This window comes from Arthrobacter sp. YA7-1, from assembly GCF_025960325.1.
GTDB lineage: Bacteria > Actinomycetota > Actinomycetes > Actinomycetales > Micrococcaceae > Arthrobacter > Arthrobacter bambusae_A.
This window is the reverse complement of record NZ_CP110114.1, coordinates 267,212-292,382: the sequence shown is the minus strand read 5'-3', so window position 1 is coordinate 292,382 and position 25,171 is coordinate 267,212. Positions and strand designations below refer to the sequence as shown.

The 25,171-nt window shown below is 65.5% G+C and carries 22 protein-coding genes, 3 tRNA genes and 1 pseudogene; 10 read left to right on the top strand and 16 right to left on the bottom strand.

Annotation, left to right across the window (positions count from 1 at the left end):
- Positions 1-77 precede the first annotated feature (77 nt).
- The 3 genes from OIT41_RS01430 to OIT41_RS01420 form a co-directional block, all read right to left on the bottom strand.
- A tRNA-Phe gene (locus tag OIT41_RS01430) sits at positions 78-153 on the bottom strand.
- Between the two features lie 50 nt (positions 154-203).
- Positions 204-277: transfer RNA gene (locus OIT41_RS01425), tRNA-Asp, on the bottom strand.
- A 99-nt stretch (positions 278-376) separates the two neighbouring features.
- Positions 377-449, bottom strand: a tRNA-Glu gene (locus OIT41_RS01420).
- Positions 450-737: 288 nt separating this feature from the next.
- On the opposite strand from OIT41_RS01420, the gene OIT41_RS01415 reads away from it, so the two are divergent.
- Positions 738-1,661 carry a DMT family transporter gene (locus tag OIT41_RS01415; protein ID WP_264637252.1) on the top strand — a complete coding sequence of 308 codons (924 nt, stop codon included), beginning with the start codon at positions 738-740 and terminating at the stop codon, positions 1,659-1,661.
- A gap of 72 nt (positions 1,662-1,733) precedes the next feature.
- Here OIT41_RS01415 and OIT41_RS01410 read toward each other — a convergent pair whose 3' ends face one another.
- Complete coding sequence (locus OIT41_RS01410; protein WP_264637251.1) at positions 1,734-2,654, bottom strand: carbohydrate kinase family protein; 921 nt, start codon at positions 2,652-2,654, stop codon at positions 1,734-1,736.
- Between the two features lie 48 nt (positions 2,655-2,702).
- Positions 2,703-3,755, bottom strand: coding sequence for a LacI family DNA-binding transcriptional regulator (locus tag OIT41_RS01405; RefSeq protein WP_264637250.1), 1,053 nt, complete (start codon positions 3,753-3,755; stop codon positions 2,703-2,705).
- Between the two features lie 159 nt (positions 3,756-3,914).
- On the opposite strand from OIT41_RS01405, the gene OIT41_RS01400 reads away from it, so the two are divergent.
- Positions 3,915-4,457, top strand: a complete 543-nt coding sequence (locus OIT41_RS01400; RefSeq protein WP_264637249.1) for a metallopeptidase family protein — start codon at positions 3,915-3,917, stop codon at positions 4,455-4,457.
- A gap of 1 nt (position 4,458) precedes the next feature.
- Here the strand turns inward: OIT41_RS01400 and OIT41_RS01395 are convergent, their stop codons facing one another.
- Both OIT41_RS01395 and OIT41_RS01390 read right to left on the bottom strand, forming a co-directional pair.
- Positions 4,459-7,173 (bottom strand): PEP/pyruvate-binding domain-containing protein, encoded by a 2,715-nt coding sequence (locus OIT41_RS01395; protein ID WP_264637911.1) that lies wholly within the window; start codon positions 7,171-7,173, stop codon positions 4,459-4,461.
- A 109-nt stretch (positions 7,174-7,282) separates the two neighbouring features.
- Entirely contained in the window at positions 7,283-8,335 is a 1,053-nt protein-coding gene (locus OIT41_RS01390; protein ID WP_241707312.1) for a universal stress protein, read from the bottom strand.
- A gap of 390 nt (positions 8,336-8,725) precedes the next feature.
- Here OIT41_RS01390 and OIT41_RS01385 point away from each other — a divergent pair, with 390 nt between their 5' ends.
- Positions 8,726-9,454 carry an FAD-binding protein gene (locus tag OIT41_RS01385; protein ID WP_372489604.1) on the top strand — a complete coding sequence of 243 codons (729 nt, stop codon included), beginning with the start codon at positions 8,726-8,728 and terminating at the stop codon, positions 9,452-9,454.
- Here OIT41_RS01385 and OIT41_RS01380 read toward each other — a convergent pair.
- Positions 9,451-10,113 carry a copper resistance protein CopC gene (locus tag OIT41_RS01380; RefSeq protein ID WP_264637248.1) on the bottom strand — a complete coding sequence of 221 codons (663 nt, stop codon included), beginning with the start codon at positions 10,111-10,113 and terminating at the stop codon, positions 9,451-9,453. The genes OIT41_RS01385 and OIT41_RS01380 overlap by 4 nt on opposite strands.
- A gap of 115 nt (positions 10,114-10,228) precedes the next feature.
- On the opposite strand from OIT41_RS01380, the gene OIT41_RS01375 reads away from it, so the two are divergent.
- The 3 genes from OIT41_RS01375 to OIT41_RS01365 all read left to right on the top strand — a co-directional run bounded on the left by OIT41_RS01375 (position 10,229) and on the right by OIT41_RS01365 (position 13,188).
- The gene (locus OIT41_RS01375; RefSeq protein WP_241707310.1) at positions 10,229-11,671 is read left to right on the top strand and encodes an NCS2 family permease; all 1,443 of its coding nucleotides are present in this window, start codon (positions 10,229-10,231) and stop codon (positions 11,669-11,671) included.
- Between the two features lie 74 nt (positions 11,672-11,745).
- Positions 11,746-12,711, top strand: coding sequence for a formimidoylglutamase (gene hutG, locus OIT41_RS01370; protein WP_264637247.1), 966 nt, complete (start codon positions 11,746-11,748; stop codon positions 12,709-12,711).
- Positions 12,712-12,966: 255 nt separating this feature from the next.
- Positions 12,967-13,188 (top strand): hypothetical protein, encoded by a 222-nt coding sequence (locus tag OIT41_RS01365; protein WP_059388456.1) that lies wholly within the window; start codon positions 12,967-12,969, stop codon positions 13,186-13,188.
- Positions 13,189-13,293: 105 nt separating this feature from the next.
- On the opposite strand, the gene OIT41_RS01360 is transcribed toward OIT41_RS01365, so the two are convergent.
- The 4 genes from OIT41_RS01360 to OIT41_RS01345 form a co-directional block, all read right to left on the bottom strand.
- Entirely contained in the window at positions 13,294-13,542 is a 249-nt protein-coding gene (locus OIT41_RS01360; protein ID WP_078106823.1) for a hypothetical protein, read from the bottom strand.
- Positions 13,543-13,736: 194 nt separating this feature from the next.
- Positions 13,737-15,329, bottom strand: coding sequence for a histidine ammonia-lyase (gene hutH, locus OIT41_RS01355; RefSeq protein ID WP_264637246.1), 1,593 nt, complete (start codon positions 15,327-15,329; stop codon positions 13,737-13,739).
- 94 nt (positions 15,330-15,423) lie between these two features.
- Positions 15,424-17,166 (bottom strand): urocanate hydratase, encoded by a 1,743-nt coding sequence (locus tag OIT41_RS01350; RefSeq protein ID WP_241707306.1) that lies wholly within the window; start codon positions 17,164-17,166, stop codon positions 15,424-15,426.
- Positions 17,167-17,375: 209 nt separating this feature from the next.
- A complete protein-coding gene (locus OIT41_RS01345; protein WP_078106826.1) occupies positions 17,376-18,179 on the bottom strand; it encodes an IclR family transcriptional regulator in 804 nt (267 codons plus the stop codon).
- Positions 18,180-18,466: 287 nt separating this feature from the next.
- On the opposite strand from OIT41_RS01345, the gene OIT41_RS01340 reads away from it, so the two are divergent.
- Both OIT41_RS01340 and OIT41_RS01335 read left to right on the top strand, forming a co-directional pair.
- Positions 18,467-19,939 carry an amino acid permease gene (locus tag OIT41_RS01340; RefSeq protein ID WP_264637245.1) on the top strand — a complete coding sequence of 491 codons (1,473 nt, stop codon included), beginning with the start codon at positions 18,467-18,469 and terminating at the stop codon, positions 19,937-19,939.
- A 47-nt stretch (positions 19,940-19,986) separates the two neighbouring features.
- Positions 19,987-20,311 (top strand): annotated as a pseudogene (locus tag OIT41_RS01335) (LysE family transporter); the annotation flags it as partial.
- 28 nt (positions 20,312-20,339) lie between these two features.
- Here OIT41_RS01335 and OIT41_RS01330 read toward each other — a convergent pair.
- The gene (locus tag OIT41_RS01330; protein ID WP_241707304.1) at positions 20,340-21,005 is read right to left on the bottom strand and encodes a hypothetical protein; all 666 of its coding nucleotides are present in this window, start codon (positions 21,003-21,005) and stop codon (positions 20,340-20,342) included.
- A gap of 252 nt (positions 21,006-21,257) precedes the next feature.
- Between OIT41_RS01330 and OIT41_RS01325 the strand changes: the two genes are divergently transcribed.
- Both OIT41_RS01325 and OIT41_RS01320 read left to right on the top strand, forming a co-directional pair.
- A complete protein-coding gene (locus OIT41_RS01325; protein WP_241707303.1) occupies positions 21,258-21,542 on the top strand; it encodes a hypothetical protein in 285 nt (94 codons plus the stop codon).
- 35 nt (positions 21,543-21,577) lie between these two features.
- Positions 21,578-21,781, top strand: a complete 204-nt coding sequence (locus OIT41_RS01320) for a helix-turn-helix domain-containing protein (RefSeq protein ID WP_413542297.1) — start codon at positions 21,578-21,580, stop codon at positions 21,779-21,781.
- A gap of 42 nt (positions 21,782-21,823) precedes the next feature.
- On the opposite strand, the gene OIT41_RS01315 is transcribed toward OIT41_RS01320, so the two are convergent.
- Genes OIT41_RS01315 through OIT41_RS01305 form a run of 3 tightly spaced genes read right to left on the bottom strand, consistent with a single transcriptional unit; the run spans position 21,824 to position 25,127 of the window.
- Positions 21,824-22,966 carry a sensor domain-containing diguanylate cyclase gene (locus OIT41_RS01315; RefSeq protein ID WP_264637244.1) on the bottom strand — a complete coding sequence of 381 codons (1,143 nt, stop codon included), beginning with the start codon at positions 22,964-22,966 and terminating at the stop codon, positions 21,824-21,826.
- A 44-nt stretch (positions 22,967-23,010) separates the two neighbouring features.
- On the bottom strand, positions 23,011-23,754 hold the full coding sequence (locus OIT41_RS01310; RefSeq protein WP_078106836.1) for a 3-hydroxybutyrate dehydrogenase: 744 nt from the start codon (positions 23,752-23,754) through the stop codon (positions 23,011-23,013).
- Entirely contained in the window at positions 23,751-25,127 is a 1,377-nt protein-coding gene (locus OIT41_RS01305) for an MFS transporter (protein ID WP_241707300.1), read from the bottom strand. The genes OIT41_RS01310 and OIT41_RS01305 overlap by 4 nt, the downstream gene beginning before the upstream one ends.
- Between the last annotated feature and the right edge of the window lie 44 nt (positions 25,128-25,171).

Sequence of the window (25,171 nt, the reverse complement as noted above, 5' to 3'; positions counted from 1 at the left end):
AGTTAATAGCCAGGGCTTTTCCGCTGCAGGCTTTAAAAGAAGAAAAGCGCCAGTTCCGAAGAACTGACGCTTCCCAGTGGTGGCTCCGACCGGCGTCGATCCGGTGACCTTTCGATTTTCAGTCGAACGCTCTACCAACTGAGCTACAGAGCCTTAGGTGACAATGTCACCATGACTGCCGGAACTTCTTCCGGCAATCAGAGCGACCCTGACGGGACTTGAACCCGCGACCTCCGCCGTGACAGGGCGGCGCGCTAACCAACTGCGCTACAGGGCCTTGCTGCAGTATCTCTACTGCGATTGCGGCATCTCCACCGCCTTTTTCAAGGCTTCCAGCCTACCAGACTTTTCAGCCCGACTTGACCAGTTCCTTGCGTACCCCCAACGGGATTCGAACCCGTGCCGCCGCCGTGAAAGGGCGGTGTCCTAGGCCGCTAGACGATGGGGGCCTGGAACAATCCGAATTCGCGACGGCCGACAACGCAATGCGATTTCCCGCCTGCATACCGCTTCTCGCTCGTCCGAACTGGACTCTAAAACTTTAGAGCATAGTCGGGGATATTCCCAAATCGCCTCCCGCGAAGCGAAAACCGGAGCGAAAACCGGAGCGAAAACCGGAACGCAAACGGGGACGCAGCGTCCCGTTCAAAACCGCTACGACAGAGTTGGCGGTTTCTTGTTGAAAGACGTCCGAATTCCGCCAGTCCGTCCAGCCCTTCCCGGGCTAGATTGGCATCATGGCCACAAGCACCCCCCTCTCTCCGGCGACCACTCCCTCCCGGACCATCAGTAAGCTCGGCATCGCCGCCGTCATCGTCACCGTTGTCCTTTGGGCGTCCGCCTTCGTAGGCATCCGCGCCGTGGGACCCAGTTTCTCCCCCGGCTCGCTGACGCTCGGACGGCTGGTTGTTGCCGCCGTCGCGCTCGGAATTGTCGCCCTGCCCAGGCTCAAGCGCTGGCCCAAAGGCCGCGAATGGCTGCCCATCCTCGCCTACGGCGTCATGTGGTTCGCAGGTTACAACCTCGCCCTGAACGCCGCCGAGCACATGCTCGATGCCGGAACCAGCGCCATGCTCATCAACGTATCGCCCATCCTGATCGCCGTCCTCGCCGGCGTCATCCTGAAAGAAGGATTTCCGCGTTGGCTGATCATCGGCAGCCTCGTGGCATTCAGCGGCGTTGCCCTGATCGCTCTCGGTTCGGGACAGCGCTCGACGGCGGATGTGGCCGGAGTGCTGTTGTGCCTTCTTGCCGCCGTGCTCGCCGCGGTAAGCGTCATCGTCCAGAAGCCCGTGCTGCGCACGTTCTCCGCGGCGCAGGCCACCTGGTTTGGCATTATGGTGGGCGCAGTGTGCTGCTTGCCGTGGGCCGGCCAGCTGGTGACCGAAGTGCAGGCAGCGCCCCTTCCGGCCACGCTTGGCTTGGTGTACCTCGGAATCTTCCCGACGGCCATCGCTTTCACCACGTGGGCTTATGCACTGTCCCTCATCGAGGCCGGCAAACTCGCCGCCACGACCTACTTGGTTCCGGGCACCACGATCCTGATCTCCTGGGCGGTGCTCAAGGAGATCCCCACCATTTGGGGACTCGTGGGCGGTGTCATCTGCCTCGTAGGCGTCGGGCTGACGCGGCGCCGCTCGCGGAGGATCACCTCGCGCTAGAAGCCGGACGGTCCGACCTCGCTCCCGGAAGCAAGCCGGGCCGGGCCCGGCCGCCGTCGCGTCCCAGCCGTCCTACCTCGCCATCCCGGCAAGGAGCTCCCGGTGCGTGGGCGGATTGGCTCCGGGCCGCCCCACCGTGATGGACGCGGCCATGGAAGCGGTCTGTCCGATGCGTTCGAGGACCGTGGGCGCAAGCCCTTGGCTGCCGCGCAGCAGCAGCCCGAGGATCAGAGCCGACATGTAGGAATCGCCGGCCCCGATGGTGTCCGCGACCACTGAGGTCACCGCGGGAACCGTCAGCTGGGTGTGCGGCGTCGCCATGAGGGAGCCCTGCGCGCCCCTAGTCACCACGGCCAGGCCTGCTCCGAGGCCCAGGATGTGCTTGGCAGTCTCTTCCAAGGACTTGCCCGGATAGAGCCAGAACGCGTCGTCGTCGCTGAGCTTCACCACGCTGGTCAGCGGCACGAGCTCCTCGAAAATGCGCCGTGCCTCGCCGTGGCTGCCCAGGAGGTCGGTGCGGATGTTGGGGTCGTACGTGACGATGCACCCGCCTTGGGCCTGCTCCAGGAGGGTCCTGACGACGGCGGCGCCGGGCTCGAGGAACGTGGCGATCGAACCTGTGTGGAGGATCTTCGGGGCGTAAGGGAGCGCGGCAGGAGCCAGCTTCCACTCGATGTCGAAGGTGTACTCCGCCGAACCGTCCGCGGCGATCTCCGCCGTCGCCGTCGCGGTCTTCGCGAGCGATTGTGAGCCCGGCAGGACAACCACTCCTGCGCTTGCCAGGTGCGCCGCGATGGACTCGCCCCGGGAATCGCGCCCGACGGCGGTCAGCAGTCCGGCTTTCACGTCGAGCCGTCCAAGGCCGTAGGCGACGTTCGCCGGCGAGCCGCCGGGATATTCGGTCTGCCCTTCGGGCGAGTTGACGATGTCGATGAGCGCTTCGCCGACCACGACGACGTCGAGCGGCTCGGACGCGAGGTGCGAGTGGTTCATGCGTTTCCTGTTCCTTGCTTGGGGAGATTCAGTGACTGGTGGTGGATTTCAGAAGCTAGTAGCCGTTTTCAGTGGCGCCGCCACGGAATGGCGTTCGACAAGGGGACATTCAAAGTATTCGGTACTGCCATCACGTTCCGCGCCGGCCAGGAGCACTTCAATGGCACGCCTGCCCATCTCGAGGAAGGGCAGTTCGAGCGTGGTCAGACCGGGCCGCAAATGCGGGGCGAGCGTTTCCTGGTTGTCGAAACCCACCAGCGACACATCGTGCGGGATGGACAGTCCAAGCTGGGCCAGCGCCTGGTAGCTGCCCCAGGCGGTGCGGTCGTTGGCGCAGAAGATGGCGGTGGGTGGCTGCGGACCGGTCATGAGCGCCAGGGCATTGTCGAAACCGCCCGATTCATGCCCGTCGCCGATCCGGTGGAGCCCGGGATCGGTGTCGAGGCCAGCCTCCCTGAGTGCCCTGAGATAGCCCGCATGGCGTCCGGCGGCGGCAGGAAGCTCGCCGTCCACCGCGCCGATGTTGACCATCGCAATACGCCGGTGGCCCGCGTCCACCAGGCGTTTGGTGGCCATGTAGCCGCCGAGCTCCTCTTGCGGAGCGATGCTTGGAAAGCGTCCGGATCGGTCGCGGGAATTGAGCACGACGGCGGGCACCTCAGCCAGGACGTCCGGCACGTCGAGAACGCGGTGGTACATGGCGGCGTAAACCACTCCGGCGACCTTATAGGACAGCATGGTTTCCAGCGACGCAGCCTCGAGGGCTTTGTCGCCGCCGGTGTTGACGGCCAGGAGGAGCAGTCCGGCCTCCCAAGCCCTTGCCTGGGCGCCTTCGATGATCTTGCCGGCGAATGGCGCAGTGGCCACGAAATCGCCGACGAAGCCGATCATTCCGGCGACGCCGTCCCGGAGCACTTTGGCGTGGGCGTTGGTCCGGTACCCCAGTTCATGGGCGGCAGCATGGACCTTGCGCCGGGTTTCTTCCGAGAACCTGGTTCCCGCGGCATCGTTGAGCACCAGCGAGACTGTGGCCTGGGAAACGCCGGCAGCCGCAGCGACGTCGTTCATCGTCGTGCCGGAACGACTGCCGGGGCGGGTCATGGGCTGGCCTGTCTGCTCGAAACTTCGGGGGCTTGTCACAGGATCCGCACGCTTGGCCGGGCTTAACCTGGGGCTTGGTTATACGAATTACCAGCCCGGAAAACTGTAGCTGCCAGCACATCGTGCGTCAATGACCGGGCCGCGGACTAGAGTCAGAACATGCCCGTGAATTTTCCTCCCGGCCTGCCGATCGTTCCCGACGGCGATGCCCCCGGCGGCCCGCGCATTTCCTCCCCTCTCCCTGGTTCCGGGGTGGGTACTGGCGCTGGTTCCGGGGTGGGTACTGGCGCTGGTTCCGGGGCGGGTTCCGGGGCGGCGCAGTTCGCCACTGTTCCTTTCGAGATGTCGCCGGAAGACTTCGAGGCGGCAGTCAGTGATGCCTTGCTCCTCATTCCGGACAAAGCGGCGCGGGCCATGGACAACGTGGCCATCTTCATCGAGGACGACTACATCCCGCAGCCCGGAGAGGACCCGGACACCGTGCTCCTTGGCCTGTACGAGGGGGTGCCTTTGACGGAACGGGACTCTTGGTGGGATGCCGGTTCCCTCCCGGACCGGATCACCATTTTCAGGCAGCCGATCCTGGATATCTGCGAGTCCCGCCAGGAAGTGATCGACGAGGTTGCCATCACCGTGATCCATGAGATCGCCCACCACTTCGGCATCGGCGAGGACCGCCTGCACGAGCTCGGCTGGGGATAGGCTAGATAGCCACCGTCCCCGTGGCCCCGTCCACCGTGATCGTTTGTCCCGTACTGACCCGGGAGGTCGCATCCGGGACGCCGACGACGGCGGGAATCCCGTACTCACGGGCGACAACAGCTCCGTGGGAGTTGGGGCCGCCCATCTCCATCACAAGTCCCCCGGCGGTCAGGAAGAGGGGCGTCCAGCCGGGATCCGTGGAGGGTGCCACCAGGATTTCGCCGGGTTCGAGGTGCGCGCCCACCGGATCCATGATCACCCTGGCCACTGCCGTCACCGTTCCCGCCGAAGCAGGGGTTCCGTGCAGCAGGCCGTCCGGCAGTGCGCTCCCCTTCTCTGTGCTGCCCGAAGCTGCAGCCACCGTCTCGTGGCGAAGGAAACCGGCGGGCAGCGCTTCCGGTTCGGTGCCGTCGGAGAGCAGGACGCGAGGCACGTGGCGGCGCTTGAGTTCAAGCTCGTACGCCTCGCGCCGCTGGGCCACTACTTCGTGGAGATCCTTGCCGTCCAAGCCATTGCGGGCATCGTTGAAATCCAGGAAAAAGACGTCACCGGCGTCATCGATGATTCCCGCGTCCGCCAAGGCCTCCCCTACCTCCGAAACCTGGGCACGCACTGCGGCGAAGCCACGTACGAGGTGATACTTGGGCATCTCGCGGAGTCCCGCAAACATGCGTGTCCGTTCAAGTGCCATTTTCACGATCCTGGCGTGAAGCGGACTCTTGGACCGCGCACGTGCCACCAGCACCGCGACTTGCTCCACGGCGTCGCGCGCTGCTTTTTCGAACTGTTTGTCCGGCGCCAGGCGGGGATCGTCGAGGCGAAGGTAATTGACCAGGACTCCGATGATGTGGGTCGGGTCGTCGGACCAACGGGGCATGCCCAGGTCGATTTCGGCGACGGCCCGGTGCCCGTAGTCACGCAGGAAGGAGGCCAGCCCCGATTGCGCGACGATCGGCAGCCCGCCGTTCCGATACCCCTCCGCGAGCGCAGCTGGATCCCCGCCGGTGAATGCCTCCGAGGAAGCGGGATCGTCACGAATGCTGGCCGCAAGCCGCCATAGCGCAAGGTCCATTTCCGTGGTGACGTTGTTGGGCAGGCCGCGGATGATGGTTTGGAGCTCACCCCAGGAGGCTTGTTCGCCAAGTAGCTTCCGGACCAGCCCGATCATCGCGAAGCCGAGCGCCACCGGGGGCAGAATATTGGGCAGTATCGGGAACAATTCTTCGCGCAGTATCCGCTCGGCGCGGTCCAGCTTTTCACGGGGGGTGGCATCGGCGGGGACTTCATGCGTTGCATACAGGTCCTCCCCCAGCCGTTCCGCCTTGTCGAGGGCAGCGTCCGGCCGAAAGAGCGCGCGCAGCAGTGTCTCCGGAAGGTGGAAGCGGAGCACGATCGGGCCAATGTGCCTGAGCAATTTGAAAGGCGTCTTGCTGGTGAGCGCGAATCGCGGGTCATCGAACAGCTCGCGCATGATTGCGGCCGACCGTGATTCCATGACGTCGAAAATCCTGGGCACGACGGCCCGCCCGGCCTTGCTCCGGAGCACCGAAGTGAAGTCGAAATAGATCCGCTGCCCCGCCTCGTAATAAGGCGAAGGGCCATCCCGTGGTTCGGGAACGCGGAATCCCGCGGCGACGGCTGCCGATGATCCCATGAGCCTGATGCTGGCAAGCCCCATGGGAGTCAAGGGACGGGTAAGGCCTTGGGCGAGGCTGAAGCAAAGGTACGCGTGGGGACCGGGGATTGCGGGTTGCCGGGTCATGTGCGGGTAGAGCGTGGTGATAGGCCGGGCTTGGGTGAGCCACAGTTTGCCCTCGCCATCGATGGCCCATTCAGTGTCCTGCGGTGCTCCGTAATGCTCCTCGACGCGCTGGCCAAGGACAGCGAGCGCCCTGATCTGGGAGTCGGCAAGGCAGGCATCCCCGGCGGTTTGATCCTGCGCGGCCGCGTCGGATGTTCCGGACAAATTGAGCCTTTCGGTTCCGCCGCCGGAAACGGCGCGAATCACCAGCCTCCGGTCACCGATCATTCGTTCCGTGATCCTGCCGGTGAGCGAATCCACCACAAAGTGGTCCGGATTCACGGAACCCGAGACAACAGCCTCGCCGAGGCCGGGGTTGGCGTCGATCACCGCCTCGCGGCGCCGCCCGGTCACCGGATTGGCGGTGAACAACACTCCGGCAGACTCAGCGTCCACCATCCGTTGGACGACGACGGCGAGCGCCACCGTCGCGTGGTCGATCGCGTTGCCTGCACGGTAGCTGACCGCCCGGTCAGTCCATAGGGAAGCCCAACACTTCACGACGGCCTGCAGCACGGCGTCGATCCCCACGACGTTCAAGTAGGTGTCCTGCTGTCCGGCGAAACTCGCAAAGGGCAGGTCCTCGGCGGTGGCAGAGGACCTGACTGCGACGGGGACTTCATGGCCCAGCGCGGAGTAGGCCGAGCGGACGGCTCCTTCGACCTCTGCCGGGATGCCGGCGTCGAGCACTGCTTCCCTGGCGCGGGCCGCGAGGGAAGCGAGCCCCTCAAGGTCGCCGGGGTCCACGGCCTCAAGGCCACTAAAAACGTCCTTGAGGGCTGCCTCGGGACTTCCATCAGGCTGAAGCGCGCGCCGATAAGCCTCGGTGGTCAGGCAAAAACCGGGCGGGACCGGAAGTCCCGCCCAGATCATTTCGCCCAGATTGGCCGCCTTGCCCCCGACTTCCGGAAGCATGGTTGCCCGGATCCGGCGCAACTCGACGATCAGGCGCGGGCCTTCCCCGGGGCTGTGCGTACTCCGCCATTGCCGTTCGCCTGCGTTCACCGGTCCTTGGCCGTGCCGCTTATGCGGCGCCGAGCATGGGACCGAAGTTGACTCGGTCGGCCAGCCTGGGATCCTCGCGGTCGGGAACAACCAGCACGGGCCCTTTGGCATGGTGGAGCACTCCATCCGACGTCGATCCGAGGAGCATCCCTGCGAAGCCTCCCCGCCCGCGCGTCCCCAGCACCACGAGTTCGACGCCGCGGCTCACCTCCACGAGGACTTCCACGGGTGCACCGTCCAGCAGTTGTGTTTCCGCCGGAAGCTTGGGGAAGTGGCTCTTGAGCCACGCCAAGCCCGCGTCCAGCTGAACCCTGATGTCCTTGAAGAGCGCTTCCCTGTCCAGGGGTGCCGGAACCCACGCCAACGAGCCGCTGTACTCGGGAACGGCGCAGATGACGCGCAGCTTCGCTCCCATGCGTTGGGCCTGCTCCGCAGCTTCCAAGACGGCAACGCGGGCCTGTTCCGAGCCGTCCACGCCGACGGCCACCACATTCTCAATGACGTGGGGGCCGGCCTTCGCGCGCTCGGCCTTGATGTGCTTGTCCTCTGTGGTTTCACCGAACCGGTCTGCGCAGAAGAGCGGGACGGTCACGGTGGGGCACTTGGAGTGCGCCGGCAGGGCACTGCTCACGGAGCCCAGGAGCCTGCCCACGAACCCGCCCCGTCCCCGGGTGCCGAAGACCAGGAGCTCGGCCGTTTCGGACAGATCGAGCAGCACGCCGGAGGCATCTCCGTTCTCCACCGAGCCATCGACGTCGATGGCGTAGCCCGAGACCTTCTCAAGGGCCTGTTTGACGATGGCCTCGGCGCCTTCCCGGATAACGGAGTCATCCACTGTCGCATAGCCGCCGTCCAGGCCGGAAGCCGCAAAGATGGGCACAGAGTAAGCCGTGACTACATGCAGGGGAAGCTGCCTGCGTTCGGCCTCGCGCGCTGCCCAAAGGAGGGCGCACTGGCCGTGTTCACTGCCGTCAACGCCCACCACAATTCCACCCGGGGCAATGGACGGTTCCTCTCCGTTGCCTTCGGTCTCTGCTCGATGGCTCTCAGAGTGTTTGCCGTGCTGGTCCATGGGGCCTGCCTCCTCGCACTGCTGGCTGATGTTGCGGCTATTCTGCCAGAGCCCGCGCCCACAACGTGTTTCTCGCGCGCCTGCCGTGAGTTGCGGTCTCCAATGCTCACTATTCTCGTTTGCAAGGGCCGAATCAAGCCGGAAGAAGCGTATGTGGAAACCCGCCCGGGGCGTGGAAATCCACCGAATCGTGGCGGGAAAAACGCAGCGGCAGACATGCCGATGCCGGGGCTATCCACCACGCGATTTCTTCTGTAATGTTCGAGGCACTGGTGACCGGGGATAGTGTTTTTCAACACATCAACGGCCATCATTCGCGACCGCTTGGGGACCCGGACGCCGACCCCCGGTGTTGCCTTCGGCAACGCACCTTCAAAGAGGAGCCAAGCTGTGTCAACCATGCCTGCTGCGAGTACGGAACGCACCACCGCCGTGGTCATCGGTGCCGGCATGCCCGGACTGGCCGTGGCCAGCGAACTCAGCCGCTACGGAGTAGATGCCATCGTGGTGGACGGAATGTATGTCCCCGGCCCCCTGCAGTCCCTCAACACCGGTATCCTGCAGCGCTGCGACGCCGCCGACGCCGCGTGCCTCCAAGAGCGCAGCGAAATCCTGAGGCACCTGCGCAACTACGCAGCCAGCCACGGCCTCGACGTCCGGAGCAGCACGCGGGCTGTCCGCCTCGATCGCCTGGACGAGGCCGCCGCGGGGACCGTGATTTCCGGAGCTGTGGTTTCCGACTCCGGGCTTTCCAACCCGACCGGACAGGATCCTGCAACGGAGGCCTTGGCAGCCCCGGGCGTTGTCTCCTACCAATGGGCCGTGCACACCGCCAACGGAGTGCTTTTGGCTGACCACGTCGTTGTCACCCGCTGTGGACAGAGCCAGTTGCGGCGAATGCTCGCCGAGCTTGGCATCGCGATCGGCCAGAACCTCGTCGCGGCCATGCGCGCAATGGGAATGTACCTGGTTGGAGTCGGCGAACTTGCCACACCCACGCCAAAGGAAGTCCTGCGCCAAGCCAAAGTGGTGGGACAGGCAATTTCCGCCAAGGTCCACCCGGACAGCGTCCACGGGGCCCTCACCGGCACCTTTGCAGCAATTCCTGCGCTGGCCTAGGGCTTCTTCTCCAGGCTGCCGGGCTCGTCCTCAGAGTCCTCTTCATCATCGGATTCACCGGAATCTCCACCTGCCAGCCTGCGCCGTGCGGTAACGCCCAGGAACACCAGCAGGCCGGCGGCCACCACCGCGAAGACCACGATGCTCCACGGGAACGGCTGGGAGGCATCGGGCACCTTCTCCGGCGTCGTCGTGGAACCCGGCGCGGCAGTGCCGGCGGTGGGCACCTCCACCGAAGGTGCCGTGCTCGCAGAACCTCCGCCCGCCGTCGTGCTTCCTGCCTTGGCAGTGAAGGTGAAGGTGCCTTCGATGGGGTGCGAATCCGAGCTGACAACCCGCCAGACGACGGTGAAGGCTCCGGCGGGCGCGCCCGCCCGCAGCTTCTGCGACACCACGGTGTCCACAATCTCGACGGACCCATCTGCCCAGTTCCGGCCTGAGGAGTCGTTCACCTGGATTTGTGAGCCGAGCAGGAGCGGCCGGTTGTTGAACGTGACGGACACGGAGTCCGGAACGTTGGCGACCGTTGAGCCGTTGGCCGGTGACGTTGACTCGGCCGTGTCGTGCGCGAAGGCGGGTGCTGCCGAGAACAGGGCGGCAGAGAAAAGGACCGCTGTGAAAGCGACGACGACGGCCAGGAGCTGGCGGATAGGGCGCATGAGCGAATGACTCCCTTTGATGTTGGATTCCTTACAGACTAGGCGAATTCACGGGAGGACCTAAGCCGCGGGCATAGGATTTGAGAGCACACTTCCCCGATCCCCGGAGACCCCCATGCTCAAACAGGGCTCAGCCATCGACCGCTACTTCAAGATTTCGGAACGCGGATCCAACTATTCGCGAGAAATCCGAGGCGGCTTCGCGACCTTCTTTGCCATGAGCTACATCGTGGTGCTCAATCCTTTGATCCTCTCCGGGACGGACTCGAGCGGCAATTCCCTTGGCTTCGCCGCCGTCGCCGCCACCACGGCGTTCGTCGCCGGCATCCTGACGATCCTCATGGGAGCCTGGGCCAAGCATCCCTTCGCCATTGCCACCGGGCTGGGCGTCAACGCCTTCGTGGCAGTCACGATTGCCTCACACCCGGGCCTGACATGGCCCGACATGATGGGCCTCGTGATGCTTTCGGGCCTCACCATGCTGATCCTGGTGCTCACCGGATTCCGGACCGCGGTCTTCAAAGCGGTACCTGAGGCCCTGAAGACCGCGATCGTGGTGGGCATCGGCCTCTTCATCGCCTTGATCGGCCTGGTCAATGCCGGCTTTGTACGCCGTATCCCGGACGCCGCGGGCACCACTGTCCCACTGGGCCTGGGCGTCGACGGGAAGCTGCTTGGCTGGCCCACCCTGGTGTTCGTCGTCGGCCTCGTCCTGACCATCGCCTTGGTGGTCCGCAAAGTGCGTGGCGCCATCCTGATCGGCATCATCGTCTCCACGGCCCTCGCGGCCATCCTGGAGTTCACGCTGCACATCGGACCGAGCTTCGACGGCAAGACCTACAATCCCCGCGGCTGGTCCCTGGTGGCGCCCAAGTTCACCCAGTGGGCCGCTCCGGACCTGTCCCTCATTGGCAAGGCGAACCCCTTCGGCGCGTTCCAGCACCTTGGCATCATTGCCGCCACGCTCCTGGCCTTCGTGATCCTGCTCAGCATCTTCTTCGACGCCATGGGCACCATGGTGGGCCTCGCCAGGGAAGCAGGCAACATCGACAAACACGGAAACATCCCCAACGTGGACCGGGTCCTGCAGGTGGACGCCCTCGGCGCGATCATCGGCGGCGGCTCCTCCGTGTCCTCCAACCAGATCTTCGTGGAATCCGGCGCCGGCATCGGCGAAGGTGCCCGAACCGGCCTGGCCTCGATCGTGACCGGCCTGCTGTTCCTCGTGGCCATGTTCTTCACCCCGCTCATCAACCTGGTCCCGTTCGAGGCCGTCGCCCCCGCCCTGGTGGTGGTGGGCTTCATGATGGTGTCCCAGGTGGGCAAGATCCATTGGCAGGACTGGGGCGTCGGCATTCCCGCGTTCCTGACCATGGCCCTCATGCCGTTCACCTACTCGATCGCCAACGGCCTTGGCGCCGGGTTCATCTCCTTCGCCCTGATCCGCACGTTCCAGGGCCGCGCCCGCGAAGTCCATCCGCTCATGTGGGCCGTGGCCGCGGCGTTCCTGCTGTTCTTCGGGATCGGTCCCGTCGAGGAACTCCTGGGAGTCAAATAAGCCTTTCCGGAATACCGGACACCCTCCGCCTGGAAGCGGTACTTCTCGGCTCCGTCATGCGCTGAGCTTTAACCATGGAGATTTCCCGCGCAGTTGCCGATGTCCGCCCGACGCCGTGGACCGGCCGTTTCGACGGCGACGGCGAGGGGCACCGCCGCTGGTGGCAGGCCGTGGCGCCCCACACTCCCGATGCGGCCGCCCCCGGCGCGACGGAAGCAGGCGCCCGGCCCGCCGTCGTCGTGGGCTTCCGCAGTGACGAAGGCGTGCGACGCAACAAGGGCCGTATCGGCGCGGCGGCCGCCCCGGAGGCGATCCGCCAAGCCTTGGGTCCGCTGGCTTTCCACCTCGAGCGGGACGTGTTCGACGCCGGCGACGTCGTCGTGGAGGACGGCTCGCTGGAGGCCGGCCAGGAGCGCGCGGGCCGCGTGATTTCGGAACTGCTCGACGGCGGCAAGCTCACGGTGCTGCTCGGCGGCGGGCACGAAACTGCTTTCGCCAGCTATTTGGGCGTGGCAGGCTCGGAGGCTGTGCGGGGCGGCAAGCGCCTCGGAGTCCTGAACCTGGACGCGCACTTCGACCTGCGGGACGAGCCGGTGCCGAGCTCGGGAACGCCGTTCCTGCAGATGGCCCGGGCGGAAGCCGCCGAGGGCCGCGAACTGAATTACGCCGTCGTCGGAATCTCCGAGCCAAACAACACGCGCACCCTCTTCGACACGGCGGACCGCCTAGGCGTGAAGTACCTGCTGGACGAGGACTGCTCCGCGGAGGCCGTTCGGGATTTTGTGGCGCGGTTCCTGGACACCGTGAACGTGCTGTACCTGACGATCGACCTGGACGTGCTTCCGGCGTCGGTGGCTCCCGGGGTGAGCGCACCCGCGGCGTATGGGGTGCCGCTGCCAGTCATCAGCGCTGTGTGCAAACAGCTTGCCGCGAGTGGGAAACTCCTGCACCTGGACGTTGCCGAGCTCAACCCCGAGTTCGACATCGACTCGCGGACCGCCAAGGTGGCCGCGCGCTTGGTGAACACGCTGCTGGCGTAGGGCCTCCTGAGGTGCCGTGCCCACCCGTGCCTTCCGCGCCTGCCCAACTAGCTCGCATTAGATGTCGTTCTGAGGGCTGAAAACGACATTAAGTGCGAGTTAGTTGGGTGAGGCTCGGCCTCCCCACCCTGGCGCCCGGGCCTTGGCCCGCCGGTGATCCAGCTCGCAGAATGACAGACATCCCATGACTCTTTGCTATCTTTTATGCAGGAATCGCCGCTCCCCAACGCGGCATCCTGCAGAAGGAGGCCCCCAATGAGCACTGCCACGATTGAAAACAACGAGATCCATTTGTCCTTTGCGTCCGTCGACGAGGTCCATGCCGGACTTGACGAAGCCGTCAGCACGCTCATCGAAGCCGCTGCCGAAGACGGCCGCTGCGGGATCCTGGTGACCCGCCGGGAGCCCGGAAGCTACACGGTTGCCTTGGACGAGTCGGTCCCGTTCGGCCAGACCCGCGAGGTCCTCGCCGCCTAGGATCGATCCTAGAAATAGGTACAGCAAAACCGGGGCTTGTTTCCCAGACCACGCCAAGAAGGCGCGGAATGGGAAACAAGCCCCGGTTTTTGAGCTATAGAGTCACTACGCCCGGCGCAACTCCACGCCGTCGGACTTCATGAAAAGCTGCTTGGCGGCTTCGTCGGCGCCAGGTCCTGCGGGTTCAAGCCACACAACGTTGCCGCTGTCCGAGACTTCCTGCACCTCCCCCGCCGCGACCACATGTGCGTGCCTTACGACTTCGATCCGCTCCCCCACCTTCAACGTTCCCCAGTTGGAAACGACGGCGGACTGTGCGATTCGCCTGGACAGGACTGTCCCGCGTGCCTTCATTGAACTTCTACCCCTTTGTGGATGTTCGCTACTTCAGTTGTGAACGGATATTCCCCGGCAAGCCCACGACATCGTCGGCGTGGACAATGCCGTACCCCATAAGTTCTACTACACAGAAAGCGCCCCGGTGGACGTATTGCCGAACATTTCCGGGGCGCTTCCTATTGTTCACGCGAACAGTATTTTGTTCGGCGTCAGGCGAGAATTCCGACGGCGGATTCGGCGGCCGTCCGCACCTCGCCGGCGCCTACAAGACGGTCCGCGGCTTCCAGCTCAGGTGAGAGGAACCGGTCGGTACCAGGACCGTCGACGACGCCGCGCAGCACCTCGATCACGGCGGTGCCGGCCGGGCCCGGGGTGAGTTCGCCACCGGACAGTTGGGTGCGGATGTCGAGGGCACGGGTGCTCGTCACGAGTTCCACAGCCAGGACGCGGCGCAGGTTCTCAATCGCCTTGCGGAGCTTGCGGGCAGCATGCCAGCCCATGGAGACGTGGTCTTCCTGCATGGCGGAGCTCGGGATGGAGTCCACCGACGCCGGGACGGCCAGTCGCTTGTTGTCCGAGACAAGTCCTGCCTGCGTGTACTGGGCGATCATGAGGCCCGAGTCCACTCCGGGGTCGTCGGCAAGGAAGGCCGGGAGACCGTGCGAGCGGGCCGGGTCCAGCATGCGGTCCGTGCGGCGCTCGGCGATGGAGGACAGGTCCGCCACGGCGATCGCCAGGAAGTCCAGGACGTACGCCACCGGGGCGCCGTGGAAGTTTCCGTTGGAGGACACGCGGCCGTCCGGGAGCACCACGGGATTGTCGATGGCCGCAGCCAACTCGCGGGAAGCCACGAGTTCGGCGTGCGTCACCGTGTCGCGGACCGCGCCGGCAACCTGGGGTGCGCAGCGGAGCGAGTATGCGTCCTGGACCTTGGTGTCATTGACACGGTGCGAAGCGACGATCGGCGAGTTGGACAGCACGCGCAGCATGTTGTCCGCGCTTGCAGCCTGGCCCGGGTGGGGCCGTAGGGCCGCGTGCAGCTCCGGCAGGAACACCTGGTCCGTGCCGAGCAGCGCCTCGACGCTGAGAGCGGCGGTGATGTCCGCCGTCGTAATCAGCAGGTGCAGGTCGGCGATCGCCATGAGCAGCATGCCGAGCATGCCCTCGGTGCCGTTGACGAGCGCAAGGCCTTCCTTTTCCGCGAGGACCACCGGCTCGATGCCGTGTGCGGCAAGAAGCTCGGCAACCGGCTTCTTGTCGGCGGCGCCGTAGAGCTCGCCGTCGGGCCCGGTGGCTTCGCCTTCGCCCATCAGGACGAGGGCGCAGTGGGACAGCGGCGCGAGGTCGCCGGAGCAACCCAGGGAGCCGAATTCACGCACCACGGGGGTGATGCCGGCGTTGAGGACGTCCACCATGGTCTGCAGGACCACGGGGCGAACGCCCGTGCGGCCCGAGGCCAGGGTCTTGGCGCGCAGGAACATGATGCCGCGGACCACTTCGCGCTCGACTGCCGGGCCCATGCCGGCCGCGTGGCTGCGGATGAGCGACTTCTGCAACTGGGTGCGGAGTTCGTTGGGGATGTGGCGGTTGGCCAGGGCGCCAAAGCCCGTGGAGACGCCGTACGCCGGGACTTCGCTGTGCGCGAGGCCGTCGATGTGGGCGCGGACCTTGGCAACCGTGTCCAGGGCTTCCTGGGAGATGGTCACCTTGGCGTCGTGGCGTGCGACGGCGACGACGTCCTCCGGCGTGACTCCGCTGGAACCGAGTGTGACGGTCAGCGGCTGGTGTGTTGTAACTGTCATTTTTCCTCGTTCTTCCCAACTAGCTCGCAGTTGTTGTCGTTTTGGGGCGCCATAACGACATCTAATGCGAGCTGGTTGGGGTTGTGGGGTCTGGTTAGTTGGTTTCCTGCATGGGGATGCGGACGCCGCGTTCGTGGGCGACCTCGACGGCGCGGGCGTAGCCGGCGTCGGCGTGGCGGATGACGCCCATGCCGGGGTCGTTGGTGAGGAGGCGTTCGAGTTTCTCGGCGGCGAGGTCGGTGCCGTCAGCGACGGAGACCTGGCCTGCGTGCAGGGACCGGCCGATGCCCACGCCGCCGCCGTGGTGGATGGAGACCCAGGTGGCGCCGGAGGAGGTGTTGATCAGGGCGTTCAGCAGCGGCCAGTCGGCGATCGCGTCGGAGCCGTCGGCCATGGACTCGGTTTCCCGATAGGGGGAGGCCACGGAGCCGGAGTCCAGGTGGTCGCGGCCGATCACGATGGGGGCCTTGACTTTGCCTTCCTTGACGAGCTGGTTGAACAGCAGCCCGGCTTTGGCGCGTTCGCCGTAGCCGAGCCAGCAGATGCGGGCGGGCAGACCTTCGAATTCGACGCGCTCGGCGGCGGCGTCGAGCCACTTGTGCAGGTGGGTGTTTTCCGGGAAGAGTTCCTTGATCGCGGCGTCGGTCACGGCGATGTCTTCGGGGTCACCGGAGAGCGCGACCCAGCGGAACGGGCCCAGGCCCTCGCAGAACAGCGGACGGATGTAGGCCGGGACGAAGCCGGGGAACTCGAACGCCCGGTCGTAGCCGCCCTTGCGGGCCTCGTCGCGGATCGAGTTGCCGTAGTCGAAGACCTCGGCGCCGGCGTCCTGGAATTCCACCATGGCCTGGACATGGCGGGCCATGGAGGCCTGGGCCTTCTTGGTGAATCCTTCGGGGTCGGCTTCGGCCTCGGTGTGCCATTGGGCCACGGTGATGCCTTCGGGCAGGTAGGAGAGCGGGTCGTGGGCGCTGGTCTGGTCGGTCACGACGTCGATGGTCAGCTCCCCGGCCTTGTGCCGGGCGAGGAGTTCGGGGAAGACTTCGGCGGCGTTGCCGACGTACCCGACGGACCAGCCGCGGCGCTCTTCCTTGGCCTTGAGGACCTTGGCGATCGCGGCGTCGAGGTCGGTTTCGACCTCGTCCAGGTAGCGTTTGCCGGCGCGGCGGCGCAGCCGGGTCTCGTCGACGTCCACGATCAGGCAGGCCCCGTCGTTCAGGGTCACGGCCAACGGCTGGGCCCCGCCCATGCCACCGCACCCGCCGGTCAGGGTCAGGGTCCCGGCGAGCGGCCCCTCGGTGGAGCCTTCCGCGGCGGGGGCCGGGTGGCGGCCGGTGTCATGCCTGGCGGCCGCGAGTTTGTTCCCGACGGCGGCGAAGGTTTCGTAGGTGCCCTGCAGGATGCCCTGGGTGCCGATGTAGATCCAGGACCCCGCGGTCATCTGCCCGTACATCATCAGGCCCTCGGCCTCGAGGCGGCGGAACTCGGGCCACGTTGCCCAGTCGCCCACGAGGTTGGAGTTGGCCAGCAACACCCTCGGCGCCCATTCGTGGGTGCGGAACACGCCGACGGGCTTGCCGGACTGGACGAGCAGGGTCTCGTCCTTCTCCATGGTCTCCAGGGTCCGGGTGATCGCGTCGAACGCGGCCCAGGAACGCACTGCCCGGCCCGTGCCGCCATACACCACCAGGTCATCGGGACGTTCGGCGACCTCCGGGTCCAGGTTGTTCATCAACATGCGCAACGGCGCTTCTGTCTGCCAGCTCTTCGCGGTGAGCTCGGTGCCGCGGGCGGCCCGGACAGGGCGGGCTCCGGTAGTGAAATCGGCGGGTGCCATGATGACTCCTTCGTCTCTGGAGGTTGCTAGGTGGAAGTCCTTCTGTATCCAGTAGAGCCCCTCCGCAAGGGTCTTGGAATGGCTTTAGGGAGGGTGCTGTCCGGAATACCAGACTCAACTGACTCGCAGTTGTTGTCGTTATGAGCGCCTATAACGACAACAACTGCGAGTCAGTTGGGCGGGGGCGGGCTAGGAAGGGTGGGGGCCGGCTAGGACGGGCGGCCGTGGATGCGGATCGAGAGTTCGTCCGCCGTTTTCTGGATCCGGGCCGCCAACGCGGGCCATTCCTCAGGCGGCACCCGGTCCTCGAGGAATGTCACCGCGACTGCCGCCGTCGGCCAGCCCAAATGATCGGTGACGGCGGCGGCCACGGAACCGAAGCCGGGCGTGACTTCGCCGTGTTCCGTGGCGTAGCCGCGCTGCCGGACCTGGTCCAAATGCGATGACAAGGCCGAGTACTTCATGATGGGCGATTCCATCTCGTGCCGGGCGGTAAAGGCGGCGGCGTTCGGATAAAGGGCCCTGACCTGCGATTTCGGCAGTGCAGCCAGGATCGCGCGCCCGCTGGCCGTGAGGTGGCTGGGAAGCCGGACCCCGACGTCGGTCACGAGGGACGGGCGGTTCTTAGCCCGCTCCTCCACGATGTAGAGCACATCACGGCCGTGCAGGACGGCCAAGTGCGCGCTCTCGCCGATCGCATCCACGAGGGCGGCGAGCATGGGGCGGCCGAGCCGCGACAATGGCTCTTGCCGCGAGTACGCCGAACTGAGTTCAAAGGCACTGATGCCGAGCCCGTAACGCTGCTCCTCATGAAGGTGCAGGACGAATCCGTTGGCCTCCATGACGCCAAGCAGGTGGTAGACGCTGGACCGGGGCAGGCCCAGCGCGGTGGCGATGTTGGACGCTGCCATCGGGCCACGCCGGGACGCAAGCAACTTCAGGATGCGCAGGGTGTTCTCGGCAGCCGGGACCTTGGAAGCGGCCCGGCCTTGAGTGGATGGCTGTATGGTCATGGCTCCTCTTCGAGTGCACGGTAATGCCCGGCCCACCCCTTCTGCCCCCAAGGCGGCCAGGCAGGTGTCCGGGATCCCGTACTTAAGCGTGCGCCAAGCGGAGCGGATCGGAAAGCCAATCAGAACATTAAGGTGTCTGGAATACCAGACATTCGCACCCGAAACAACGAATCGGCGGCGCAGCGTCTGAGGACCGAGACAACGATGTCCCGTGAGTCCCATCACAGCACGCTCCGGAATGGTCTGCTGGTTAACAGTCCCCCTCCCAATGACGAGAAGGTATTCGCATGCAGCAAGCCCCAACAGCCGTCAGGACGCCGGCCGCCAAAGTCGTCGAAGGCGCGGTCACCACCGTTCTCAGCCGCGGCCTCAACGTCCGCCACATCCGCTTCATGGCGCTCGGTTCGGCCATCGGAACAGGCCTCTTCTACGGTTCCGCGTCTGCGATCCAAAAGGCCGGCCCGTCGGTTCTCTTCGCATACATGATCGGTGGGGCCGCCGTCTTCATGGTGATGCGGGCCCTCGGCGAAATGGCCGTCCGCCACCCCGTCTCCGGCTCGTTCGGCCAGTACGCCAGCCGCTACCTCGGACCGCTGGCAGGGTTCATCACAGGGTGGACCTACGTCTTCGAGATGGCCATCGTGGCAATCGCGGACGTGACGGCCTTCAGCATCTACATGGGCTTTTGGTTCCCGCAGGTGGACCGGTGGATCTGGGTCCTGGCGATTATCTTCCTCCTCGGCGCCATGAACCTCCTAAGCGTCAAGGTCTTCGGCGAGCTCGAGTTCTGGTTCTCGCTCATCAAGGTGGTGGCGATCATCGCCATGATTGCCGGCGGCGCTGGGATCATCGTGTTCGGCTTCCACTCCGGCAACGGCGGTGTGGCGCCGGGGCTGGGTAACCTCGTTGACCACGGAGGCCTGTTCCCCAACGGTTTCGGCGGTCTCCTGGCCTCGTTCGCCGTCGTCATGTTCGCCTTCGGCGGGATCGAAACGATCGGCATTACTGCAGGTGAAGCCGCCGACCCCAAGAAGGTCATTCCGCAGGCCGTCAACACCGTCCCGGTGCGCGTACTGCTGTTCTACGTCCTGACGCTCGGTGTGCTCATGAGCCTGTTCCCGTGGAACGAAATCGGGAACAACGGCAGCCCGTTCGTGCAGATCTTCAGCGGCCTCGGCATCCCCGCAGCGCCCCACATCCTCAATGCCGTAGTCATCACCTCGGCACTGTCGGCCATCAATAGCGACATCTTCGGCGCCGGACGCATCCTCTTCGGGCTTTCCCAGCAAGGGCATGCCCCGAAGAGCTTCGGCAAGATCTCAAGGCACGGTGTTCCGTGGATGACCGTGGTCCTCATGGGCGGCATCCTACTGGTGGGCGTGGTGCTCAACGCGGTCATCCCCGAGGACGTCTTCCTCGTGATCGCATCCATCGCCACGTTCGCGACAGTCTGGGTGTGGGTCATGATCCTCGCCTCGCACGTTGCCATGAAGCGCGAAATCAAGCGCAAGCGACTTCCGGCGTCGGAATTCGCCTCGCCGTGGTGGCCTGCGGCGTCGGTGGCAACCATCGCCTTCATGGCCCTCGTGATCGTGATCCTTGGCGTCTTCGAGGACACCCGCGTGGCCCTGTACGTCGGCGCCGTGTGGCTCGGGCTGCTGGTGCTGGCCTACAAGCTCTGGGTCCGCGGCGGCGGACGGTTGCGCGCCGAGCTGGTCGACGAAACAGCCTCGATGCCGGTGGTCGCCCGGCGCTCCTAGCGTCCCTGACGAGGACGACGACGGCGGCTCCCGCCCAGCCGTCGACCGTCACCGTCCTTGGAAATGCCCTTGGCATGGTTCCGCACATCCTCGGCGTGCAGGCGATCCATCACCGCGGCGGGCGTCCGACGGCGGCCGGTGCGCCGCCGTCGCGGTCTTTGTGGCGGCTGATCCGCGTGGGCTTCATCGTGGGTGCGAGCAACCCGAAGTCAATCGTGTTCTTCGTGGCCGTGCTGCCCCAATTCGTGGCATATTCGGGCGGCAGCATTCCGCTCCAGCTCACCACGGCGGATCTCCACCTTGGGTGCCACGGGCGGGGTCATGATGATCGGGCTCGGCGGAACCCTGGCGCTCACCGGCACCAAGACTTAGGGCAGCGGGACCAGGAGCGGCCACGGCGTCAGCCGGCCGGAAGCCAATCCACGTGCGAATCCGAGTCGTAGACCCGGCAAACCCGAACGCTGTCCTGGGCAGGACCATCGACAAGCTTGGTGGTGATCTTCATGAGGATGTCGTACGACGCGAGGCCCGAGGCCGCCGTTGACTGGACAGGGTTCCCGGAGAAGGCGATCGAGACAACGGTGAATGGCCGGGGCACCACGGTTCCGGTCACGATGGCGGAGTGGGCGGCATCGCTTTGCAGCCTCGCAGTGCAGCTGTCCTTTATACGTTGGACCCCGGCCGCGTCGAGCCCCTGCGCCACAGGAGCAGGAACAGCGGGAGCCGGAGCGGGCACGGCGGGCGCCGGGACAGGGGCATCGGGCTTGGCGCTGCCCGCCGGGGCAGGGACCGGGGCGGGTGCCGGGGCCTGACTTGAAGGTGCGGCGCCGGCCGGAGTGTTGGCGGCTGCACTGTTGGCGGCTGGCGCTGACGCGGAGGCACTCGGCGTCGCGGCCGGCGTCGCGCTTGCACCAGCCGCAGAAGCCGACGCACTGACGGTGACCGACGGCGCCGCGCCGGCAATCGAGGTTGATGAGCTCTGTGTGGCGTTGAGGGTGATTGCCCCCGCCAGCCCGACCGCCACCACGCCCGCAACGACGATTCCTGTCTTTGCAGCTCGCCTCATTGTTCCCCCTCCCAGACCTGACGGAACATTTGCCTTGAGCGTAGGGACTGTTCGCCCAGCCCGGCATGCGTAGCTCCTACCCGTCTTTTGCCCGGACTACTCGGGTGACCACTTGCTTGCCTTGGGACCTGCCCGAGTAGTGGTCCAAGTGACGTGAGTGGCCCATGTTCCATAACGGGTGAAAGTCACTCATGTGTCACGTGTGGGCGGCGCCTACCTTTGGTAGATCGCGACTGCAAAGGAGTGATTCCGATGTTCGATCCGTATTCAAGGCACGCCGCGCGGATGCGCAAGCAGCGCCGCCGCGAGCTGGCTTCGCGACTGTGCCAGCTATATTCCAGGGCAGCCAAACACGCCAAAACGACGGCATCCCCTTTCAAGGTGGGCGACTATGTGGCCGGTGACGATCCCTTCAACGGATGCCAAGAGGGAGTCGTGGCTGTTATCAAAGGCTCGTCGGTTGGCTTGCATACCGTCGTACCGAGACGCGGCGCCGTGGTCTACTACGACTACCGCCAGCTGAGAAAGCCGTGGTGAACATGTCCGCCGCCGGCATTCCAGCCAACCGATTCATGACAATTGCAGAGGTCGCCGAAGCGCTGCGGGTTTCCAGGATGACCGTCTACCGCCTCGTGAACTCCCATGCCATTCATGCTGTGCGGTTCGGGCGGTCCTACCGCGTTCCGGAGTCGGCGGTCGAGTCCTACATCGAGCATTCCGCCGTTGACGAGGCCAGGCCTAATCCGGACGACGACGGCGGCTCGGCAGACGACTGAACCCTGCGCGAACCAGCGCACGACGGCGGCGCGGTGCCGCAGTTAGGAGGTTGCGCAGACCGCGCGGTTCCGGCCGAGGGACTTGGCCTGGTAGAGGGCTTTGTCGGCGGCCACGACCATGTGGGCAACCTCGGCATTGTCGAGCGTGCTGGGGGCGATGCCATAGCTCACCGTGGGGAAAGTGATGCCGTCCGGAGCTTCTGCCGAGGCCAAACGGCGGCTGATTTCGCCGGCGATGATCTCGGCGCTCTCCACATCGGCCCCTGGAAGGAGGATGGTGAATTCCTCCCCGCCATACCTCCCTACGAGGTCTGTGTGGCGGACCGAGGCCCGGCACGCTGCAGCGAAGGCTTGGATGGCGGTATCGCCGGCAGCGTGGCCATGGCTGTCATTGAGGGACTTGAAGTGGTCGAGGTCGGCGAGGATCAGCGTGCAAACCGATCCCGCGGAGTGCAGCCTGTTGATTTCCTGGGTGGCCAACTCCATGAAAGCCGTGCGGTTCAGGAGCCCCGTCAGGCCGTCCCGGGTGGCGCGCTCGTTGAGGCCGTTGATGAGCTGCTCGTTGCTCAGTGCCGTCATGCTGAAGGACACGGTGACCAGGAGCACGATAGTGACCACGCTGGTGGTTGCCGAGCTGAGGTAGGTACCGAAGTCCGGGCCGTCAGGCCCTTCCACGAGGTAGGCGATCCCCCGGCAAAAGAAGAAGGACGCCAGCACTCCCGCGGCGAGCGCCAAGGAGCGGTGGGCCTGTGAAACGCTGGGCTTCAACCGCCAGAGTTCAACGGTTGCCAAACCCATGCCCAAGGACATCATGGCCAGATACACCAGGCCGCCGGACCACACGTTGGTGGCGGGGTTCTCCAGCGCGGCGGCCACGGCGGTGGCGGCGGGTCCCGCGAGGAGCTGCCATCGCGGCGTCCGGAGCAACCTCAACGAACGCGAGCCCGCCCACACACTGAACGCACCCGCCACCAGCAAAGCATTGCCGAGGGGACCCGCCCAGACTTGCTGGGAAGTGCCGCTGAGCAGGTACGCCATGTTCCCCGAGAGCAAGAAAACGAGGGCGAGGCACCACCAGCCGCTGTACGCGGAGCGGGTCCGGCGGAACGATCCGAAGAACAGCAGGCAGAGCGTAAACGCGACAATGCCCAGAGCTATCTTCAAGCTGGCCGGATCGAGACCCATATGTGCTCCCCTCGTGCGCACCAGCCTACGACATTGAGGGGCAGTTAACGGGCGGACCAGCCCCCGTCCATCGTGTAGCTGGCCCCGGTGACCATGCCGGCGTCGTCGGACGCTATCCACGCGGCCAGCGACGCTACTTCCGCGGGCTCCACGAGGCGCTTCACCGCGGACTCCGTCAGCATGACCTTCGCCAGGACTTCCGATTCGGGGATGCCGTGCAGCAGGGCCTGGTCTGCGATCTGCTTCTCGACGAGCGGCGTACGCACGTACCCCGGATTGATGCAGTTGGAGGTGACTCCGTGCTGGCCGCCCTCAAGGGCAGTCACTTTGCTGAGCCCCTCAAGCCCGTGCTTGGCCGAGACATATGCGCTCTTGAACGCCGATGCCCGCAGCCCGTGGACCGAGGAGATGTTGATGATCCGGCCGAATCCGTTGGCGTACATATGCGGGAGTGCGGCCCGGATGAGCAGGAACGGGGCCTCGAGCATGAGGGTCAGGATGCGGTGGAAATCCGCCGGTTCGAACTCCTCGATCGGAGCAACCTTCTGGATGCCGGCGTTGTTGACGAGGATGTCGCAATCCAGGCTGAGGCCGGCGAGCGCTTCGGTGTCGAGCAGATCGACGGCCCAGGCGGTGCCGCCCAGCGTGTCGGCGAGCGCCGCGGCTCCGTCGGCATCGACGTCGGCCACCACAACCTTCGCGCCCCGCGCGGCGAGGGCCGTGGCACATGCCGCCCCGATGCCGCTTGCCCCGCCGGTGACCAGGGCCTTGCGGCCCTCCAGGGTCATGCCCGGGCTCCCACGGGGAGTCCGTGGCGAACGGCGTCAGCGTTGTCGACGTCTTCCAGCGCCACGCCGCGGGTCTCCTTGAGCGTCAGGACCACGACGGCGGTGATCGCGCAGGAGATCACCAGGTAGATGGCGGTGGGCATCCAGGATCCGGTGTCCTTGAGCCACTCGGTCGCCAGCAGCGGGGCGAGCGAACCGGCGAAGATCGAGGTGACCTGCGAGCCAAGGGAGACGCCAGAGTAGCGCATGCGGGTGGGGAAGAGCTCGGTCATGATGGCCGGCTGCCCCGCGTACATGAAGGCGTGCAGGCACAGGCCGATGGTCACGGCGAGGACGATCACCACGGGGTTCTTGGTGTCGAACATGGGGAAGGCGAAGAACGGCCAGGTGGCACCGCTGATGGCGCCGATCAGGTAAACCGGCTTGCGTCCCCAAGTGTCTGCCAGCCGGCCCAGTTGCGGGATGACGACGAAGTGGACAACGTGCGCGATCAGCAGGGCGAGCAGCAGAGAGGAGGTGTCGTACTTGTCCACGCTCTTGAGGTACACGATGGAGAAGCTCACCACGAGGTAATACATGATGTTCTCGGCCAGCCGCAGTCCCATGGCCTGGAGGATGCCCTTGGGGTACTTGCGGATGACTTCGCCGACGCCGTAGCTGACGGCTTCTTCCTTCTCCACCTGGGCTTTTGCCTCAAGGAAGATGGGAGCCTCGGTCACGTGGGTGCGGATGTAGTAGCCCACGAAGACAATCACTGCGGAGAGCCAGAAGGCCACGCGCCATCCCCAGCTCAGGAAGGCAGCGCTGCTGAGGGTGGTGGACATGACGAACAGGACCAGCGTGGCAAGGAGGTTGCCGACGGGAACGGCGGCCTGCGGCCAGCTTGACCAGAATCCGCGGGACTCCTTGGGGCTGTGTTCTGCCACCAGCAGCACTGCGCCGCCCCATTCGCCACCCAGCGCGAAGCCCTGGATGAAGCGGAGCGCCACGAGCATGGCCGGCGCCCAGTAGCCGAGGTCGGCGAAGCCCGGGAGGCAGCCCATGAGGAAAGTGGAGACCCCGACAATCACGATCGTGAGCTGCAGGGTGGGTTTGCGGCCGAGCTTGTCGCCGATCTGGCCGAAGACGATGCCACCGAGTGGGCGGGCCACGAAGCCCACCGCGTACGTCAGGAACGCCTGGATGATGCCGTCAAGGTCGTTGCCGGTGGGCGGGAAGAAGTACTTGCCGAAAACCAGCGTTGCGGCGGTGGCATAGAGGAAGAATTCGTACCATTCAACTACCGTGCCCACCATCGAGGCGGCAACGATCTTCTTGAGGCCTGCGGCCTTGCCGGGGGCAGCGCTTGCTGCGGAGCGTTGTCCTACGCTCATGTCCATCTCCTTAGTGTCCACACTGACACGTGCTGTGATCCACA

Coding starts and splice junctions, on each gene's coding strand:
- OIT41_RS01415 (WP_264637252.1), top strand. CDS start 738: ATGGCCACAAGCACCCCCCTCTCTCCGGCGACCACTCCCTCCCGGACC.
- OIT41_RS01410 (WP_264637251.1), bottom strand. CDS start 2,654: ATGAACCACTCGCACCTCGCGTCCGAGCCGCTCGACGTCGTCGTGGTC.
- OIT41_RS01405 (WP_264637250.1), bottom strand. CDS start 3,755: ATGACCCGCCCCGGCAGTCGTTCCGGCACGACGATGAACGACGTCGCT.
- OIT41_RS01400 (WP_264637249.1), top strand. CDS start 3,915: ATGCCCGTGAATTTTCCTCCCGGCCTGCCGATCGTTCCCGACGGCGAT.
- OIT41_RS01395 (WP_264637911.1), bottom strand. CDS start 7,173: ATGCTTCCGGAAGTCGGGGGCAAGGCGGCCAATCTGGGCGAAATGATC.
- OIT41_RS01390 (WP_241707312.1), bottom strand. CDS start 8,335: ATGGACCAGCACGGCAAACACTCTGAGAGCCATCGAGCAGAGACCGAA.
- OIT41_RS01380 (WP_264637248.1), bottom strand. CDS start 10,113: ATGCGCCCTATCCGCCAGCTCCTGGCCGTCGTCGTCGCTTTCACAGCG.
- OIT41_RS01375 (WP_241707310.1), top strand. CDS start 10,229: ATGCTCAAACAGGGCTCAGCCATCGACCGCTACTTCAAGATTTCGGAA.
- hutG (WP_264637247.1), top strand. CDS start 11,746: ATGGAGATTTCCCGCGCAGTTGCCGATGTCCGCCCGACGCCGTGGACC.
- OIT41_RS01365 (WP_059388456.1), top strand. CDS start 12,967: ATGAGCACTGCCACGATTGAAAACAACGAGATCCATTTGTCCTTTGCG.
- OIT41_RS01360 (WP_078106823.1), bottom strand. CDS start 13,542: ATGAAGGCACGCGGGACAGTCCTGTCCAGGCGAATCGCACAGTCCGCC.
- hutH (WP_264637246.1), bottom strand. CDS start 15,329: ATGACAGTTACAACACACCAGCCGCTGACCGTCACACTCGGTTCCAGC.
- OIT41_RS01350 (WP_241707306.1), bottom strand. CDS start 17,166: ATGGCACCCGCCGATTTCACTACCGGAGCCCGCCCTGTCCGGGCCGCC.
- OIT41_RS01345 (WP_078106826.1), bottom strand. CDS start 18,179: ATGACCATACAGCCATCCACTCAAGGCCGGGCCGCTTCCAAGGTCCCG.
- OIT41_RS01340 (WP_264637245.1), top strand. CDS start 18,467: ATGCAGCAAGCCCCAACAGCCGTCAGGACGCCGGCCGCCAAAGTCGTC.
- OIT41_RS01330 (WP_241707304.1), bottom strand. CDS start 21,005: ATGAGGCGAGCTGCAAAGACAGGAATCGTCGTTGCGGGCGTGGTGGCG.
- OIT41_RS01325 (WP_241707303.1), top strand. CDS start 21,258: ATGTTCGATCCGTATTCAAGGCACGCCGCGCGGATGCGCAAGCAGCGC.
- OIT41_RS01320 (WP_413542297.1), top strand. CDS start 21,578: ATGACAATTGCAGAGGTCGCCGAAGCGCTGCGGGTTTCCAGGATGACC.
- OIT41_RS01315 (WP_264637244.1), bottom strand. CDS start 22,966: ATGGGTCTCGATCCGGCCAGCTTGAAGATAGCTCTGGGCATTGTCGCG.
- OIT41_RS01310 (WP_078106836.1), bottom strand. CDS start 23,754: ATGACCCTGGAGGGCCGCAAGGCCCTGGTCACCGGCGGGGCAAGCGGC.
- OIT41_RS01305 (WP_241707300.1), bottom strand. CDS start 25,127: ATGAGCGTAGGACAACGCTCCGCAGCAAGCGCTGCCCCCGGCAAGGCC.